Here is a 19,026-nt window from a genome sequence, read left to right as displayed (position 1 = left end):
TAAAATGAAAATAGGTATTGCAGCAGACCACGCCGGTTTCGAGCAAAAAGCAACCCTGATAGGCTTGCTTAAAGATGCCGGTGCTGAGGTTGTAGATTACGGCGCTTTCGCTTACGACGCGGCCGATGATTACCCCGATGTTATTGTTCCGCTTGGCGAAGCCATAGCACGCGGCGAGGTGCAAAAAGGCATTGCCGTTTGCGGCAGTGGCGTAGGCGTATCCGTTGCGGCTAACAAAATACCTGGTGTAAGGGCGGCTTTAATTACAGAAAGCTACTCGGCGCACCAGGGGGTGGAGCATGATGATATGAACCTGCTTTGCCTTGGCGGCAGGGTAATTGGCCCCATGCTGATGTGGGAAATTATACAAGCCTACCTTAAAGCAAATTATGATGGCGGCGAACGTTTTCAACGCCGTTTAGACAAAGTTATCGCCTTAGAAAAAAAAAATTAAAAAGAAAAGACATGAAAAACCCTCTTGCACAAATTCCGGATTATGGCCAAAGTATTTGGCTTGATTATATCAGAAGATCATTCATTCAATCGGGCGAGCTTAAAAAGTTGATCGATGAAGATGGCCTGCGTGGTGTAACCTCAAACCCGGCAATTTTTGAAGAAGCCATTGCCCGCAGCAGTGACTATAATGATACCATTAACGAACTGGCCAAAACCGATCTGACTACGGAAGAGATCTTTTTAAAATTGGCCATTGAAGATGTACAAAGCGCGGCCGACGAGTTTAAAGGCGTATACCAGGATACTGATGCTTTAGATGGCTATGTGAGCCTTGAAGTATCGCCTAATTTAGCGCAGGATACCGAAGGTTCTATCACCGAAGCCCGCTCATCATGGGAAACGCTTGACCGTAAGAACGTGATGATCAAAATTCCGGGAACTAAAGAAGGTTTGCCGGCCATTACCCAGCTCATCAGCGAAGGTATCAACATCAACGTAACCTTGTTGTTCGGTTTAGACAGGTACCGCGCCGTTGCCGAAGCTTACATTGAAGGTTTGGAAAAACGTGCCGCCAATGGCGAATCATTAGAGAATATCGCTTCGGTAGCCAGTTTCTTTTTGAGCCGTATTGATAGCATGGTTGATCCGTTACTGGAAGCCGCCATTAAAAACGATAAAGAAAAAGCCGTAGCAGGTGAAAAATTATTAGGTAAAGTAGCTATAGCCAGCGCTAAAGTAGCTTACCATATTTACAAAGAACTGTTCCATTCGGCACGCTTTAAAGCTTTAGAGGCTAAAGGCGCTAAACCGCAGCGTTTACTTTGGGCCAGTACCAGTACTAAAAACCCGGCTTTTCCCGATGTAATGTATATCGAAGCTTTGATCGGTCCGGATACGGTGAACACGGTACCAAAAGATACACTTGAGGCTTACCGCGATCATGGGCAGCCTGAATCTCGTTTAGAGAGCGGCCTGGAAGAAGCACAATGGGTATTGTACCAGTTAGAAGATGTAGTAGGCATTAAACTTGCCGACGTAACTCAAAAACTGGAAGATGAAGGTATCCAGAAGTTTATTAAACCTTTTGGTAGTTTGATGGATGTATTGGCGCAAAAACGCCAGGAACTGATAGCATAATGTTAAACGGAGGCAAAACAATAAAAGCGCTGTTTTTAGATATTGGCGGCGTAATGCTTACCAACGGTTGGGATACCGCGGCAAGGGTAGAGGCGGCAAATATTTTCTCGCTGGATTTCGCAGAGATGAACGGCCGTCACCGCATCATATTTGATGCTTATGAATCGGGTAAAACCACATTGGATGAATATCTTGATCTGCTGGTGTTTTACGAGCCGCGCGCGTTCAGCAAAGAGGAGTTTAAAACCTTTATGGCCGAAAAATCGCAGCCGTACCCGGATATGTTAAAGCTGATCAGTGATATTAAGCATAAATATAACCTGCGCACTATAGCGGTTAACAACGAGGGGCGCGAGCTTAACGAGTACCGCGTGAAGCAATTTAACCTGCGCAGCTTTATTGATGTATTTGCCTCGTCGTGTTATATCCATGTACGCAAGCCCGATAAGGATATTTACAACATGGCCATTGATTTGGCGCAGGTTGATCCGGATGAAGCTATTTATGTTGATGACAGGCTTGTTTTTATACAGGCCGCACAAAAAATGGGCATAAATACCATCCATCATACAGATATTAGCAACACAATCGAAGCTTTTGCTACATTTGGCATCGAAACAGAGAATTTAACCGAAAACACAAACTCTTTAAGCAATTAAAATAAAAATTATGGAAAATCATGATTTTGGCATTGTAGGCCTTGGCGTAATGGGCAGAAACCTGCTCCTGAATATGGCGGATCATAACTTCGCGGTGGCCGGTCTTGACCTTGATGCCGAAAAAGCAGGCTCTTTAGAAAAAGAAGCTAAAGATGGTCAGCACGTTAAAGCAACAACCTCAGCAGAAGAATTTATAGGATTATTAAGAAAACCACGCGCTTTAATGCTGCTGGTACCTGCCGGTAAACCGGTTGATGCCGCCATAGCAAGCCTGGTGCCTTACTTAGAAAAAGGCGATATTATTATTGATGGCGGTAACTCATATTTCCCTGATACCGACCGTCGTTTTACCGAACTGGCCGAAAAAGGTATCCATTTCTTCGGTATGGGTATTTCGGGTGGTGAAAAAGGCGCGCGTTTCGGCCCGAGCATGATGCCGGGTGGCGATAAAGGCGCTTATGAAAGATTACGCCCTATATTTGAAGCCGTTGCCGCTAAAGTGAATGGCGAACCATGTGTTACCTATTTGGGTAGCGGTTCGGCAGGTAACTATGTTAAAATGGTGCATAACGGTATCGAGTACGGTATTATGCAATTGATATCTGAAGTATACGACCTGCTGAAAAGAGGGTTGGGCATCAGCGATGAAAAGATACAGCAAACGTTTGAGGCCTGGAACAAAAGCGAACTGCAATCATTCCTGGTAGAAATTACCGCCGAGGTGCTGGCTAAGTTTGATGACGAAACCGGCGAAAGGTTGGTTAACCTGATATCAGACCAGGCTCGTTCAAAAGGTACCGGTAAATGGACCTCGCAAAACGCGATGGACCTGCAAGCGCCAATCCCGGTTATTGACGCGGCCGTTACCATGCGCGATCTTTCAAAGTACAAAGAAGAGCGTGTTAAAGCATCTGAAAAATTAACTTACGAGCCATCAACCGAAAGCTTTGGCAGTGATGATGAGGTAATTGCCATAGTAAAGGATGCCTTCAACTTCGCTGTACTTAACATATACGCGCAAGGTTTAGCTCAGTTAACTATCGCGTCTAAAGAATATAACTACGGCCTTAACTTAGAGGAAGTAGCTAAAATTTGGAGAGGTGGTTGTATCATCAGGGCGGTATGTTTAGAGGATTTCCGCAAAGCGTACGCGCGCAATGCCGACCTGCCGAACATTTTGCTTGACGATGAAATTGGCCAAACGTTGGTAAACACACAAGGCAATGCACGTACTGCTATTAAAATAGCCATTGATAAAGGCGTACCTGTACCGGCATTTATGGCCGCTTTAGGTTACTTTGATGCTTACCGCAGCGCTAAACTGGGTACCAATATCGTACAGGCACAACGCGACTACTTTGGCGCGCACACTTACGAGCGTATTGACAAACCGGGCGTTTTCCATACTAACTGGAACTAAGTTTTAACTATTTACCGATACAATTAAATATATATTACCATGAAAACAGGTAAAAGAGCCGAGCCTACCGTAATTGTTATTTTTGGTGGCACAGGCGACCTGGCCAAAAGGAAATTGATCCCCGCATTTTACAACCTGTTTTTAGATGGTTGGATGCCCGAAAAATTTGCCATTATTGGTTTGGGACGTACCGAACTTGACGACGAGCAGTACCGCGAAAGACTGCACGAGGGTTTAGGCGAATTTTCGCGCAGTGGTAAACCTGCTGCCGATAAATGGGAGATATTCAAGCAATCAATTACCTACTTTACCTCCAATATAGACGACCCTAAATCTTATGAAGGGCTTGCAGGTAAAATAAACGCTATTGATAAAGAGTGGAAAGTACGCGGAAACCGCTTGTTCTACATGTCGGTAGCGCCAAGGTTTATTGAGGCGGTTACTGTTAATATTAACAAAGCCGGGTTAGCCAGCAATGCCGATATTGACCGTATCATTATCGAAAAACCTTTCGGCCATGATAAGGCAACCGCTATTTCATTGAATAACCTGCTTACCAACACCTTCCAGGAGCAGCAGATCTACCGTATCGACCATTATTTAGGTAAAGAAACGGTACAGAACATCCTGGCGTTCCGCTTTGCGAATGCCTTGTTTGAGCCGCTTTGGAACCGTAACTACATAGATTATGTACAGGTTACCGTTGCCGAGCAGGTAGGGGTAGAAGACCGTGGCGGATACTACGAAGGTTCGGGCGCGTTGAAGGATATGATCCAGAACCACCTGCTGCAAATACTTTGTATGATAGCCATGGAAGCCCCGGTAAGCTTTAGCGCCGAGGAGATCCGTAACCGTAAGGTTGACGTGCTAAGAGCCGTACGCCGTATTAAAACCGATGAGGTACATAAATATGCCGTACGCGGCCAATACCGCGAAGGCTGGTTGCAAGGCAAAAAAGTACCCGGCTACCGCGAGGAGCCTGAAGTAAGCCCGAAATCGAACACGGAAACGTTTGTTGCTATCAAATTTTATTTGGATAACTGGAGATGGCAGGGCGTGCCTTTTTACCTGCGCACAGGTAAAAGGATGCAGGAGAAAACTTCTTCGATCACGATACAGTTCCGTCCGGTGCCGCATACTACCTTCCAGGGCAGTTCGGGTGATAATTTGATGGCTAACCGTTTAACCATCAACATTCAGCCGCAAATGGATATCAGGTTGAGATTCATCGCTAAAAAGGCCGGTTTGGAAATGGAATTAAATCCTGCCGAAATGGTGTTTGATTACGATACCTGCTCAACCCAAACCCCTGAAGCTTACGAAACACTGTTGCTTGATGCGATGCGTGGCGACGCGACGTTGTTTATGCGTTCAGACCAGGTAGAGGAAGCATGGGATGTAATTACGCCTATCCAAACTGTTTGGGAATCGCGCGAATCGTTAGATTTTCCTAACTACGCGGCAGGTTCATGGGGCCCCGAAGATGCAGAGGCTTTAATAGCCCGCAGCGGACATGTATGGGCGGCTAATTCGCACGCTAAGGATAAACCTCATAAATAAGCTATGATAAGCATATTAAAAGATAAGCACGAAATAAGCGTTGCAGCTGCCGATATTTTTGTAAAGGCCGCTAAAGCGGCTATACAGGAAAAAGACAGTTTTACCGTGGCCTTAACCGGTGGCAGTTCACCTGCCGAGTTATATGCTTTGCTGGCTGCTTCGCCTTATAAAGAACAGGTAGACTGGGAAAAGGTATATATATTTTGGGGCGACGAACGCTGGGTACCGCTTGACGACGAGCGCAGCAATGCCCGTATGGCTGCTGAAACGCTGCTTGATCATGTGCCGATCCCGAAAACGCAGATCCACCCGATGTGGGCAGATGTGGAAGATCCTGAAAAATTTGCCCAGTATTATGAGCAGTTATTAAGGAGGATCTTAGGACCGTCGGCATCGTTTGACTTGATCTTGTTGGGTATGGGCGATGACGGGCACACGGCTTCATTGTTCCCGGGCAAACCGGTATTGTACGAAAAAGATAAATGGGTAACCACCTATTACCTTACCGAACAAAGCATGGTGCGTATCACCCTGACAGCTCCGCTGATCAACCAGGCAAAGAAGATCGTATTCGTGCTTTTCGGTGCCGGCAAAGCCCCGGCCTTGTACGAGGTATTGGAAGGTGAGCGTAACTTTGAAAAATATCCGTCGCAACTGATACAGCCCGCTGTTGGCGAAGCGATATGGTTAGTTGACGAAGCCGCCGCCGCTAAATTATCAAACAAATAAACCCGGTACCGGACTCAGTTCGGCCAAAATATGAAAAGCAGGAAAGCGAAAGTTTTCCTGCTTTTTTGTTGTAGATGAGATTGAGATATTGGATTTTACTAAAGTCAATCTGTCATCCTGAACGAAGTGAAGGATCTTCTTCGCTTTGATAAGTTTTAACCGCTGAGATAACAGAGGTTTGCGCGGAGTTCGGGGAGTTAAATGGTTGTTTTATTACCTCCCTCCGCTGTCATCCTGAACGAAGTGAAGGATCTTCTTCGCTTTGCTAATTTTTAACCGCTGAGATAACAGAGGTTTGCGCGGAGTTCGGGGAGTTAAATGGTTGTTTTATTACCTCCCTCCGCTGTCATCCTGAACGAAGTGAAGGATCTTCTTCGCTTTGCTAATTTTTAACCGCTGAGATAATTGAGGTTTGCGCGGAGTTCGGGGAGGGGGCAGGAGATATAGATAGACTTACAAAGTTTTTTAAAACTTCGTAAGTCTTAAAAGTTTCCGTAAGCTGATGGTGTGCTTAAGAATCACTTTTCGCCTACGATATTTTTAATGTATTTCTGAAAGTTGGTACCAATAACAACTGGTTTTCCATTGTATTCGCCCAAATTTCGTCCATCAAAACATAGCGTATCTTTTATACCATTCTTCCTGAAAATGATGATTTTGGCACGGACATCTGGTCGAATATTATTTTTACTTGGCTTTAATTCTTTTAAAAAGCCGTCGAAGTCTTTTAACTTGTTGGTTACGTTCTTGACTTTTTTCTCGCTAAATGCCTGTCCAAAGTATTCGCAATCCACATTTACATCTATAGTTGTATAAAATGATACAAATTGGATTTGAATGCTCTTAATAGATGTTTGTGCGAAAGTACTATTAGCTATTATGAGGAGTGAAAATATCACGATGCAAAATTTAAGTGTTTTCATGATCCCTTAAGCTTATAAATCCAAATACTGACTATGCATTAATAAAATACACCATGTTTTCATAGAGTGAAGTCAAACTATTCCTCTTCTTTCTCTTCCTGCAATTCATCTTCTTTTTTGCCTCTTCCCAGGCGAACTTTTGGTTTTTCCTGAGTACCGGTGATGGTCATCGGGATGCCGAAAATGCCGAAAGGCGGCAGACCGAGTCTGAATTTCAAATTAAGGTTGCCGCTAAAACTTACCTGCCCCTCAATGCGCGGACGGAAACCCGCCATGCGCATTTTGGTGCGTTCAATGGTGATGATATTGTTGGCGATGCTGGTCTTCATGTCAACCTTTGAAATATCGCCCTTACCTAAGCTATCACGCCCGGTTTCTTTACCCACCGCGTTGAACAGTTTAAAGCCTCTCACTTTTACTTTTTTAACCGATAATACGCCGCCGCCTTTTAACGATGGGTATATCGGCATCATATCGCCGTTGAGTTTGCCGCTTAGCTGGTAATTTAATGATACGTTACCCTGTATGTATTTGGCTGATGATGCCATGTCATGGAACAGCTTTATTTCTTTATATGCCCTTTGTATATCAAATTCTTTGGCATCTATACGGTAATCAAAAAACGCTTTCTGCGGAGTAAGGCTGCCATAGGTTGCATCCATTACCATGGGCGCGCCAATAAGACTGAAGCCGGTTTGTTTCAGTATGATCTGTCCGTTGCTGATGTTCATTTGGCCTTTGGCATCGCTAACATCGAGGCCGTTGTATTTTACCTTTTTTACGTTGGCCTTAAACTGAAGATCAAGGTTTTGTGGAACGAGGATAACACCCGATGCCTTGCTTGGTTTAGCAGGGGCAGGCATACCGGCAAAGGCCATAAAATCATCAGCGATAATCAGGTCGCTGTTTAAACTGAACTCACCTTTTAACGGCGATTTCGGCTGAACCGCGTAAGCGATAACGTTTGATAAAGCCCCGTTCAGTACAATGGTTGATTTGCCGTATTTAGCCCTGAACTGATCGAAGTTCATCTTATCTTGGTTAAAGCTGAATACACCGGTCTTAATCACAAATGGCTTCGGGAATAATTCCGATCTTAAGGTAAGATCTTTCACCTTCATACTGCCCGAGTTAGCCAGTTTATCATAATGCCCGGCTGTGGCATCGCTTTGTTTGCCTTTAAGCGAGAAGTTGGTGCTGATGAAGCCTTTTACATCATAACCTTTCATGGCAAATACACGGTATATCCGGCCTATATCCAGGCTGCCGTTTGAGGCGATTTGATAATCGAGATCATCAAAATTGCGCAGGTTGGCACGCAATACAAATGGTTGTCCTTCAAACTTAAACGATACTGGTTTAATATTTACTTTAAGGCCTTTTAACGAGCCTGTGTTGTTATAAATATCGGTACTCACCTGTATATCGTGTACCGGGTGCGGGTAGTATTTAGTTTGCACATAACCGTTCACCCAGGCAACGTGCGCGTTAGTTACGGGGAATATGCGGCGCGCCGGAATATAACGGCCTTTGGTCTGCACGTCGGCGTTAAGATCGCCGCGGATGTCGATACTATCCAGTGGGTAAAATTTCTTAATATCATCCAGCCTGAATTTGGCCTTAATACCCGCGTTAATAAGCGCGCCGGCTTTGTTGCTCAATTTCAGATAGCCTTTTATGTAGTTGTTTAACGCTTCGGCGTTGAGGTTGCTCACATCCATAGTGGCGTTGGCTATATCATGATCACGACAAGCGGCATTCAGGTCGAAACTGATATTCTTGAGGGCTTCAGGCAGCTTGGTGTATTTGACGTAACCGTTCCGGAATTTTGATCGTAAGGTGAATTTAGGGATGCTGGTGATCACGGTGTCAACTTTTTGCCTTAGTCCGCTTTTGCGTATCCCGGTGGTATACTTGCCATCGGCCAGCATGTGTAAGCTGTAGCGTCCTTTAACCTGGAATGGCTTTATGCCGAATACTTTATACCATTGTTCCAGGTCGATCTCGGTATTGATCTTGGCAAAAATGTACGGCGATTTTGTACCATGTACCTTAATTACCGAACCAAAATAATCTTTACCAATGTTAAAATACACCGAATCGATATTCAGGTTCAGGCTATCCGGGTTTAAGCCGGGGAGCTTAACATCCATATTAAGGTACAGGTTTTTAACCGGAGCCGGTGTGCTCTTGTTAGCCACATAACCGTTGCGAATGTTCATGCTCAGGCTCAGGTCGGGCATAATATTTTTGGCAGCGATATACTTACCTGTAAGGTTTAGTTGGATGATGCCATTACCATTGATATCAATACCGTTGGCAAGTTTGGCGTATTCATCAGGTATGGCGGTAAAAATATCACTCAGGTCGTTTTGGTCAGATCGTACCCTGAAATCCATATCGTAACCATCTTTCAAAAATTCAAACCTGCCTTTAAAGTTAACCGGTAGCTGGTTGATCAACAGGTCGTTCTTTTGAAAAGCGAAAGCCAGCGATTTAGTGTTGATGCTTGTTACCAGATCGGCATTTACCTTTTTATTGACAACGTAAGCCTTGCCACCATAAGAGAAATCTACAGAACTGGCATCAGTATGCGAATACAGGTCGAACACATCTTTACTCAAATCGCCACTGCCTTTGTAATTGAAACCACGCGCGTTAATAAGCATGGGCATCGAGCGGTCGTTATAAACCAGGCGGCTGTTCTCTACCAAAATCTGCTCAATGCCTAACGAGGCGCTGGCGGTATCTGCCGGGTTAGCGGCTTTGGCCCCCGCTGATTTATATACATTATAATTGGCCTTACCACTGCTATCAACCTGTATGTTAAAAAAAGCGTTGCTAAGGTATATTTTGTTAATGTTGATTTTACTTTTAAATACCGACGAAATATCAATAGCCAGCGAAACTTCTTTTGCCGAAACTAAAGTATCATGATCAAATGGCGCACTGCCATTCAACGCGAAATCGTTCAGTGTAAGCGTTAACGAAGGGAACTTTTTAAAGAATGACAGATGGGTTTCGGTGAATGATATTTTACCATTGATACTGTTGCCTGCCCATTGTTTTATTTTTTGCGTAACCGTTTCGGGGAACAGGTATGGCAGCAGAAACATAAGCGCAAACAGGCTTACAATAGTAACAGCGCTTATTTTAAGCGTTTTCAGCAGTATTTTTTTAACAGGCACCGGCATAAATGTAATTGCAAAAAGGTGCATGAAGATACTGATAAAAGCCAATACAAAAATCAATTCCCCGTTGTTTTGCAGCTTTTCATGGCAACTTTACTAAAAAGAAATTACTGTAAGCTTATACTAATACCCGTTTAAACTCATAGGATATATTCAAACAACAGGTTAATCGTTCGCTTTTACTAAAAAGGCTGTTTGAAGTGTATGAAATGTGATTTTTATCATTAAAAAAATAACGCATCTACTTGCAACGAGTGCACTTTATGGGGTAACTTGCGCCCAATTTCACAGCATGCCCTACCGGGCATAAAACGGAGCAGGTTTTACTACATGATCTTCGCGCTGCTTTGCTGCCGGTTTGCAGGCCCTATATACCCAAAAAGGCCGTAATGCAAACACAATTCCGGCAGGCTGTGTTGTTAAACTACCTCATTTAAAAAATAGCGGCAACTCAAAAAATGACCAAAACTGTTTTTATTACCAGCACAGAAGCCAACAGCGGCAAATCCATCATCTCTATAGGCTTGGTTAATATGCTGTTGGGTAAGGCCCAAAAAATAGGTTTCTTTAAGCCTATCATCAGCGAAACCCAACCCGGCACCAAAGATCAGCATATTCAAACCATATTAAAAACCTTTGAGCTGCCCATGGCTTATGAGGATACCCACGCCTTTAACTGGCAGGATGCCATGAACCAGGCCGAAGGCGATAGCCAGGGCGAAATGGTGGATACCATTATACGCAAGTATAAAAACCTGGAGGATAAATACGATTTTACCGTGGTAGAAGGTACCGATTACCTTGGTGATGGCTCTGCTTTTGAGTTTGACGTAAATGTACTGATCGCTAAAAACCTGCGTGCACCGGTTATAGCGGTGGTATCGGGCGCTAATAAAACTACGGCGCAAACCATCAATTCGGTATTAACGGTGATGCGTAATTTCGAATCGCGCGAGATACAGGTATTGGCGGTGGTGGTAAATAAAGTAAAGCCCGAGCAGGTAGAAGATGTGCAGGAGCTATTGGCCGCTCAATTATCTGCCGAAATGATACTGGCCGTAATACCGGCAAGCAAGAGTTTGCAAAGTCCGTCGATAAAAGAAATTTGTGAGAAATTGGATGGCAAACTGCTCTTTGGGCACGATCAGCTTTCAAACCAGGTAGACCATTTTGTTACCGGTGCCATGAACGTGCCTAACTTTTTGGGTTACTTAAAAGAGAACGTATTAATAGTTACGCCCGGCGATCGAGGCGATATCATCATATCGGCTTTACAGGCCAACCTGTCGGTAAATTACCCTAAAGTATCGGGGTTAATACTTACCGCCGGTTACGAGCCGGAAGAGCAAATTCTTAAACTGATAGAAGGTTTGCAAACCGTGATCCCAATAATAGCGGTAAAAACCGGAACGTTTGAAACCAGTAATGCGGTGGGTGCTATCCGCTCAAAAATTACTGCCGATAATACCAAGAAGATTCAGCTCGCTATTGATACGTTTAACAAGTATATCGACATCAATGCCCTGGATGAGCGTATTGTAACCTTTAAACCATCGGGTATTACGCCGCGCATGTTCCAGTACCAGCTGGTAAACTGGGCAAAAAGCCAAAAGAAACACATTGTACTGCCCGAGGGTAACGACGAACGTATTTTACGTGCCGCCGCCCGTTTAGTTAATCAAGAGGTGGTTGACCTTACCTTACTGGGTAACCCCGATGATATACTGGCCAATATAAAAAGGCTGGGACTGAACCTCGATCCCTCAAAGATCAACATATTTAACCCTGCCGATGCCGACCGTTACAATGAGTACGTGAACATACTGTACGAGTTGCGTAAAAGCAAAAACGTGAACATGGAAATGGCGCGCGATTTAATGACCGATGTATCTTACTTCGGTACCATGATGGTGTATTGCGGCCATGCAGATGGTATGGTTTCGGGAGCCGTACATACTACCCAGCATACCATTCGCCCGGCATTGCAGTTTGTAAAAACTAAACCGGGTACATCACTGGTATCGTCGGTATTTTTTATGTGTTTGCCTGATAGGGTATCGGTTTTTGGCGATTGTGCCGTAAATCCTAACCCTACTGCCGAACAACTGGCAGAGATAGCCATTTCATCGGCCGATAGCAGCAGCATGTTCGGTATTGAGCCGCGCGTGGCCATGTTATCTTACTCATCAGGAACATCCGGCGAAGGTGAAGATGTAGAAAAGGTTCGTCGCGCTACTGAAATTGTGAAAGCTAAACGCCCTGATCTGAAGGTTGAAGGACCTATTCAGTACGATGCCGCGGTTGACCCTGTAGTGGGTAACAGCAAGCTGCCGGGATCGGAAGTGGCAGGCCAGGCCAGTGTATTGATCTTCCCCGATCTTAATACCGGGAACAATACTTACAAAGCCGTACAGCGCGAAACAGGCGCATTAGCCATTGGGCCGATGCTACAAGGCCTTAACAAACCGGTAAACGATTTAAGCCGTGGTTGCACGGTTGATGATGTTTTCAACACCGTGGTGATCACCGCAATACAATGTCAGCAATAATTTAAATTTAAAAATCAGCTTCTTTTACATGAACATATTTGTTATCAATTCCGGCAGCAGCTCTATAAAATACCAGTTATTTAAAATGCCGGCAACGCAACCGGTTTGCAGCGGACTGGTAGAGCGTATCGGGCTTGACGATGCCACCATCACCCATAAAATATTTAAGGACGGCGAAGAAAAGGTAATTCAAAAAACCACCGAGATAGACGATCACGAAGCCGGTTTGAAACTGGTGAACGACCTGTTGACTGATGCCGCCATAGGCGTAATACACGACCCTGCCGATATTGAAGTGATTGGTCACCGCATAGTGCATGGCGGCGAGGCTTTTACCACCACAACGGTTATAACTGCCCAAGTAAAGGAAAAGCTAAAAACCACATTTCAGTTAGCGCCATTGCATAACCCGGCCAGCTATTTAGGCGTGGAAGTGGCCGAAAAGATATTTACTAACGCCACACAGATAGCGGTTTTTGATACGGCCTTTCACCAAACCATGCCCGAAAAGGCTTTCCGTTTTGCGTTGCCAAATAGCTATTATACCGATTACAATATCCGCTCGTATGGCTTTCATGGTACCAGCCATAAATATGTTACCGAGCAGGCCGTAGCTTATTTAAACAAGCCCGATGCCAAACTGATCAGCATACACTTGGGTAATGGCTGTAGTATGGCGGCCGTGCAAAATGGCAAATGCTTTGATACCAGTATGGGCTTTGGTCCGCTAAGCGGATTAATTATGGGTACCCGGTCCGGCGATTTGGATCCTACGGTAATATTTTACCTGGTAAACCAGTTAGGATACGATATTGAGCAGGTAAGTAACATGCTGAACAAACGCAGTGGCATGCTGGGCCTAACCGGTTACAGCGATATGCGCGATATTACCGCCGCCATTAACGCAGGCGATGCTAACTCGAAACTTGCTTACGACTTGTATACCTATCGCATCAAGAAATACATCGGCGCGTACGCCTCGGCGTTGAATGGGGTAGATGCCATCATCTTCACCGCAGGCGTAGGCGAAAACGACAGCCTGGTACGCGAACTGGTTTGCGCCGATATGGATTACTTAGGCATCAGCATTGATACCGCGGTGAACAGTACCCGAGCCAAAGGTATAAGAGATATCAGCAGCACAGATGCAAAAGTGAAGACATTGATCATCCCTACTAATGAGGAGTTGGAGATTGCTACACAATGTGTGCAGTTGTTGAAGGGGTAAAAAGAGATGTGGTGCGGTGAAAACACCGACCACAGGCTAAATTTTATGATCAGAAAAGCACTTGTTGTCATTTCGATCGTAGAGAGAAATCTTCTTCGCCTTGTATGTTTACGACTTACCTGAAGCAGAAGATTTCTCCTCGTACCTCGTTCGAAATGACAATACTGTTGTTGGGAAAAGTTTAGCCTGTGGTCGGTGTTTTCACCGCACCACTTTTCTAATTTACAGCAGGGATACAAAGAATTAGAAATTCAACAATTCCTAAAGCATCCCCATGCGTTCCGCCAGGTTTTGTACGGCATCCTGTCTTGATAATCCTTCGTAAAACATTACAAACTCAACCGGGCCGCCGTCTTTACCGCAACCGAAGCATTTGAAACTGTTCTTTTCGGGCGATACCATTAACGACGCGCCGTTATCAGCGTGAAACGGACAGCTGCCCTTTAACATCTTTCGGCTTTCCTGTAATGGAAGATATGAAGTAATTAGTTTGACCAGATCAGCCTTGGCCAATACGATAGGGGTAAGTTGCTCTAAAGACATTTTTATCAATAACACCCAAACATACAAAAACGCCGGTTGCTGCCCATGCTAAACACGCAGGTTGTGGAAAAATAGTGCGTTTAAACACCTTTTGGTGTGGTTATTAACAAAAATGAGGGTATCAAAGGCCCAGGTATATTTAAAATAACTCTTTACATACTAAAAAACATAAAAAAGCCCGCGATCAACAGACCGCAGGCAATATATTAGGGGTATTTATGTGCTTTTTGTTTTAGATAGCCTTGGTTTTAACCGCGCTGCTATCGCGTATCTCTTCGGTAGCGGCCTTAATAATATGATCGCCTTCTGTAAGCGGACCAAATACCTCGGTTTGATTATCTGCCTGGCGACCTGTTTTCACAGGCACCCAATATGCTTTGTTATCGGCTACTTTAATAAGGTACACACCTTGGGTAGAGTTCAACACCGCTTTTGATGGCACCACAAAGGCATCGTTACCGCTAACCGGGATATGCACTTCGGCCACCATGCCGGGTAACAATCTTTTGTTGGTATTGGTCACGTCCATCTCTGTACGTTGCGATCTTAAACGTTGATCTAAAGCACCCGCCAAACGGGTTACTTTGGCTGTAAAGTTTTCACCCGGGAAAGCTTTAACTGTAAAGCTGATCTCGTTTTTGTTGTTCAGCACACCGGTATAACTTTCGGGTACGCTAACGGCAAGACGCAGTTTCTTTTGTTCCTGCAAGGTGAAAACCGGCAATTCCGATCCCTTACCCGACGGACCAACGTAAGCACCCGCGCTAACATTACGCGCGGTAATTACACCATCAAAAGGAGCACGTATCTGCAAGTAATTCTTGTTATCGCCCACCTCGCGGTAAGCCGCACGGGCCGACTCTAACTGTGCCAGGTCTGAATTTTGTTTGGCTTGCGCCAGGTCTAATTCGTTAGGCGATACCGTGCCCGGTGTTTTGCTGGTTTCAAGCAAGCGTTTGTAAGTAGCCTTGCTGGCCATGTATACCGCTTCCTGCGATTGCAACCTCGATTGCGCGCCCAATAGCTGCGAACTGTACTCCGGCGCTTCCATAACGGCAAGTAACTGGCCTGCTTTAACTTCCGAACCTATATCAACATACAGCTTTTTTATAAAGCTGCTCACTTTGGCGTAAAGGTCAACCTGTTGGTAGGCTACCAGTTCGCCGGGCATATCAATGGAGGTTTTTAAAACGCCTTTTTTGAGGGCTACAACTTCCTGGGCAGGCGCTTCTTCGGCTTCTGCTTTTTTCTCTTCTTTACCTTGCGACGAACCACAGGCTTGCAGCGTGGCCGCGATAGCTAATAGCTTTAAGAAATTTATTGCTGATGACTTATTCATAAACATTTTTTATGACAGGTTACTTGTGTTAACATAATATTTGCTCTCTTCATCTTCCGGGTCTAACGAAACGCTTTGTGTAGTGGCTTTGCCTTGTCCCCATGCAAATGCAAGAGGGAGTATAAATAAGGCGGCAAAGGTAGAGGCGATCAATCCGCCTACTACGGCGCGGCCCAATGGCGATGATTGATCACCGGCTTCGCCCAGTCCGCTTGCCATCGGTATCATCCCTACCACCATGGCCAGCGCGGTCATTACAATCGGGCGCATCCGCAAGGCGGCAGCTTCTTTGGCCGATAGGGTAGCGTTACCGTTAACCTTGCGCAATTGCTCGGCGTTGGTAATTAACAATACCGCGTTGGATATGGATACACCTACCGACATGATCATACCCATGTACGATTGCAGGTTAAGCGTTGATCCGCAGATCATCAACAGTGCCAGCGAGCCTAAAATTACCGCTGGTACTGTTGCCAGTACCACCGCCGATACTTTGAACGACTGGAAGTTGGCCGCCAGCATCAGGAAGATCACAATGATGGCTACAATTAATCCGCTCTCTAAACTGCTCATGGTTTCGGTTAATGTTTGGCTTAGGCCTATCATCTCAATGTTAAGTCCCCTTGGCAATTCGCCTACTGCGGCTATGGCTTTTTGTACATCTTTAGCAGCCGCGCCTAAATCTTTATTGTTAAGGTTGGCCGTAACAGATAATACCGGCATGGCACCCAGGTTATCATTTTCACCATAAGTAGTTCCGGGAGTGATGGTGGCCACGTCGCTCAATACCGGGCGATCTTTGTTTTTGAGCAGCGGCGTTTCGCCGATGTTGTTAATACTGGCCATTTTGCTTTCAGGCACTTGTATCTGCACATTGTAGCTGTAGCCAGATTTTTCATCCACCCAAATATTTTTCTCCGTAAGGCGCGATGATGAGGTAGTTGCGGTTAACGAACGTGATATATCATTCATATCCACGCCCAGTTGCGCCGCGCGTACCCTGTCAATCTCCACATTAATTGAAGGATATTTGGTTGATTGGCCCAACTGTATGTCGCGAAGGTAACTGATCTTGTTCAGTTCGGCTATCAGCTTTTGCGCGTAAGCTTCGTTCAATTTTTTGTTTCTACCGGATAACCTTACCTCAACCGGGGTAGGTGATCCCTGGCTTAATATTTTGTCGGTTAGTTCTATCGGCTCAAAAGATAGTTTTAAATCGGGCATCTCTTTGCCTATTTCATGCCTTATTTTATCTTTCAGTTCATCCAGGTTGGTATGATAATCTTCATTAAGCGCTACCTGTATAACGGCTTCGTGCGGCTGCGCCATCCATAAAAATATCGGACTGATAGAGAACGTGGAAGGGTGAGTACCTACATAAGCCGATGTAATAGCAACGTTTTCTTTACCGGTAATGCCTTTTATGGCCTCAATAGCACGCAGTGTTCTTGCTTCGGTACGTTCAATACGGGTGCCTTCAGGGGCACGCAAACGCACCTGGAACTGGCTGCCGTTCACTTTTGGCAATACATCGCGGCCAATGCTGGCCATCATTAAACCGGCTGCCAAAATAGTAATGAGCAGGTAGCCGATAACGATAGGCTTGCGCATAGGTATCAAACGGTCAATAAAGCGCATATAGCTGGCACGTACACGTTCAAAAAAGCTCACTTTGCCATCGCGGTTGCTGTCGGCACGTTCTACCAGTTCTTTCTTTTGCGCCCAGGTATCATGTTCGCCCTCGGCGGTTAGCCCGGCGGCTTTAAACTCTTCGGCATCGGTCATATCCTCGCCGTTTGGCTTTTTATGATGCTTGATCTTCATCAGCCAGTTAGCCATAACCGGTACAAAGGTTTGTGCCAAAAAGTACGATATCACCATACTAAACCCGATAGCCAAAGCCAGCGGCAGGAACAGTGAGCCCGGTATACCGCCCATGCTGAACGCCGGCGCGAACACCGCCAGTATACAGAACAGGATCAACAATTTCGGAAAAGCGATCTCCTTACAGGCATCCCAAATGGCCAGGGCCTTGGGCTTACCCATATCAAAGTGCTGGTGTATGTTTTCTATAGTTACCGTACTTTCATCCACCAAAATACCAATGGCGAGCGCGAGTCCGCTAAGTGTCATGATGTTGATGGTTTGCCCGAACAGGCTCAGGAAAAGTACCGCCGATATAATAGCGATGGGAATGGTCAGGATTACGATACAGGCACCTCTTACGTCGCCCAAAAAGAGCAATACCATTAGCCCGGTAAGCAGCGCGCCGATGGCACCCTCGGTAAGTAGGCTTTTTACGGAGTTGATCACGTAGGTAGATTGGTCAAACTCGTAGCTGATCTTTACGTCATCGGGCAGCTGGCTTTGTATCTTAGGGATGGCTTTCTTCAGGTTTTGTACCACCTCCCAGGTACTGGCATCAGCGCTTTTGGCTACGTTAAGGTAAACCGAACGCTTGCCGTTCACCAGTCCATAACCAACGCTAACGTCGGCGCCATCTTCAACAGTGGCCACATCTTTAAGGTACACGTTTTGTACGCCGCCTTTAAACAGCGGGATGTTCTCAAAATCTTTTATAGTATGCTCGGTAGTATTTACCGGGGTAATGTAGTTTTTATCGCCGATGCGTACGTTGCCCGATGGCGCGGTAAGGTTGTTCACGCGCAGGGCTTCCACCAGTTGGTCGGTGGTCATGTTATGCGAACGCAGCATTTCGGGGTCGGCTTTAATTACCACGGTACGCACGTTACCACCAAATGGCGGAGGCGCAACCAAACCCGGTATAGTGGTGAAGGATGCCCGCACGTAAACGTTAGCCAAATCGAGCAGTTCGTTATTGTTACGCTGGTTACTGCTTAATATCAGCTGCCCAACCGGCAGGGTAGAGGCATCAAACCTGATGATGAACGGCGGGTTAGAGCCGGGAGGGAAGATAGCCTGGATACGGTTAGCGAACGCGCTTACCTCGGCTGCGGCCTGCGCCATGTTGGTGCCGGGGTAAAAGTTGATCTTCATGAGGGTTAAGCCCTGTATGTTTTTGGTTTCGATACTTTTAACACCGTTTACAAACAGTAATATGTTAATGTATTGCTTACCAAACATGGCCTCCATTTGCGATGGAGTATAACCCGAAAACGGGTGCGACAAGTAAATTACCGGCAGATCAAGCTTCGGAAAAATATCAACCTTAATGGTAGTTGCCGATTTGATACCGAAAAACAGCAGGCCGGCCACCAGCACCATAATGGTTATAGGTTTACGAAGCGCGAAACGAATTAAATTCATTATT

13 protein-coding genes are annotated in these 19,026 nt (G+C 45.4%); 8 read left to right on the top strand and 5 right to left on the bottom strand.

Features of this window, described 5'->3' with window-relative positions:
* Positions 1-4 precede the first annotated feature (4 nt).
* The 6 genes from ABD894_RS11320 to pgl are packed head-to-tail and all read left to right on the top strand — an operon-like array spanning position 5 to position 5,961.
* Positions 5-454: an RpiB/LacA/LacB family sugar-phosphate isomerase gene (locus ABD894_RS11320; protein WP_345211140.1), complete on the top strand. Its 450-nt coding sequence runs from the start codon at positions 5-7 to the stop codon at positions 452-454.
* A gap of 11 nt (positions 455-465) precedes the next feature.
* Positions 466-1,593, top strand: a complete 1,128-nt coding sequence (gene tal / locus ABD894_RS11315; RefSeq protein WP_345211139.1) for a transaldolase — start codon at positions 466-468, stop codon at positions 1,591-1,593.
* A complete protein-coding gene (locus tag ABD894_RS11310; protein ID WP_345211138.1) occupies positions 1,593-2,252 on the top strand; it encodes an HAD family hydrolase in 660 nt (219 codons plus the stop codon). The genes tal and ABD894_RS11310 overlap by 1 nt, the downstream gene beginning before the upstream one ends.
* A gap of 10 nt (positions 2,253-2,262) precedes the next feature.
* Entirely contained in the window at positions 2,263-3,672 is a 1,410-nt protein-coding gene (gene gndA / locus ABD894_RS11305) for an NADP-dependent phosphogluconate dehydrogenase (RefSeq protein WP_345211137.1), read from the top strand.
* 39 nt (positions 3,673-3,711) lie between these two features.
* Positions 3,712-5,232: a glucose-6-phosphate dehydrogenase gene (gene zwf / locus ABD894_RS11300; protein WP_345211136.1), complete on the top strand. Its 1,521-nt coding sequence runs from the start codon at positions 3,712-3,714 to the stop codon at positions 5,230-5,232.
* Between the two features lie 3 nt (positions 5,233-5,235).
* A complete protein-coding gene (pgl, locus tag ABD894_RS11295; RefSeq protein ID WP_345211135.1) occupies positions 5,236-5,961 on the top strand; it encodes a 6-phosphogluconolactonase in 726 nt (241 codons plus the stop codon).
* 518 nt (positions 5,962-6,479) lie between these two features.
* On the opposite strand, the gene ABD894_RS11290 is transcribed toward pgl, so the two are convergent.
* Together ABD894_RS11290 and ABD894_RS11285 are read right to left on the bottom strand one after the other, a co-directional pair.
* On the bottom strand, positions 6,480-6,884 hold the full coding sequence (locus tag ABD894_RS11290) for a hypothetical protein (protein ID WP_345211134.1): 405 nt from the start codon (positions 6,882-6,884) through the stop codon (positions 6,480-6,482).
* 77 nt (positions 6,885-6,961) lie between these two features.
* Positions 6,962-10,102 (bottom strand): AsmA family protein, encoded by a 3,141-nt coding sequence (locus ABD894_RS11285; protein ID WP_345211133.1) that lies wholly within the window; start codon positions 10,100-10,102, stop codon positions 6,962-6,964.
* A 431-nt stretch (positions 10,103-10,533) separates the two neighbouring features.
* Here ABD894_RS11285 and pta point away from each other — a divergent pair, with 431 nt between their 5' ends.
* Both pta and ABD894_RS11275 read left to right on the top strand, forming a co-directional pair.
* Complete coding sequence (gene pta, locus ABD894_RS11280) at positions 10,534-12,624, top strand: phosphate acetyltransferase (protein WP_345211132.1); 2,091 nt, start codon at positions 10,534-10,536, stop codon at positions 12,622-12,624.
* Between the two features lie 28 nt (positions 12,625-12,652).
* A complete protein-coding gene (locus tag ABD894_RS11275) occupies positions 12,653-13,852 on the top strand; it encodes an acetate/propionate family kinase (protein ID WP_345211131.1) in 1,200 nt (399 codons plus the stop codon).
* Positions 13,853-14,113: 261 nt separating this feature from the next.
* Here the strand turns inward: ABD894_RS11275 and ABD894_RS11270 are convergent, their stop codons facing one another.
* From ABD894_RS11270 to ABD894_RS11260, 3 genes are all read right to left on the bottom strand, one after another.
* A complete protein-coding gene (locus tag ABD894_RS11270; protein WP_345211130.1) occupies positions 14,114-14,395 on the bottom strand; it encodes a CHC2 zinc finger domain-containing protein in 282 nt (93 codons plus the stop codon).
* Positions 14,396-14,627: 232 nt separating this feature from the next.
* Entirely contained in the window at positions 14,628-15,734 is a 1,107-nt protein-coding gene (locus ABD894_RS11265) for an efflux RND transporter periplasmic adaptor subunit (protein WP_345211129.1), read from the bottom strand.
* A gap of 9 nt (positions 15,735-15,743) precedes the next feature.
* Positions 15,744-19,022 carry an efflux RND transporter permease subunit gene (locus tag ABD894_RS11260; RefSeq protein ID WP_345211128.1) on the bottom strand — a complete coding sequence of 1,093 codons (3,279 nt, stop codon included), beginning with the start codon at positions 19,020-19,022 and terminating at the stop codon, positions 15,744-15,746.
* Positions 19,023-19,026: the final 4 nt, after the last annotated feature.

The sequence above is a fragment of the Mucilaginibacter gynuensis genome (assembly GCF_039541195.1).
Taxonomy (GTDB): Bacteria; Bacteroidota; Bacteroidia; order Sphingobacteriales; family Sphingobacteriaceae; genus Mucilaginibacter; species Mucilaginibacter gynuensis.
This window is presented reverse-complemented; position numbering and strand designations above follow the sequence as displayed.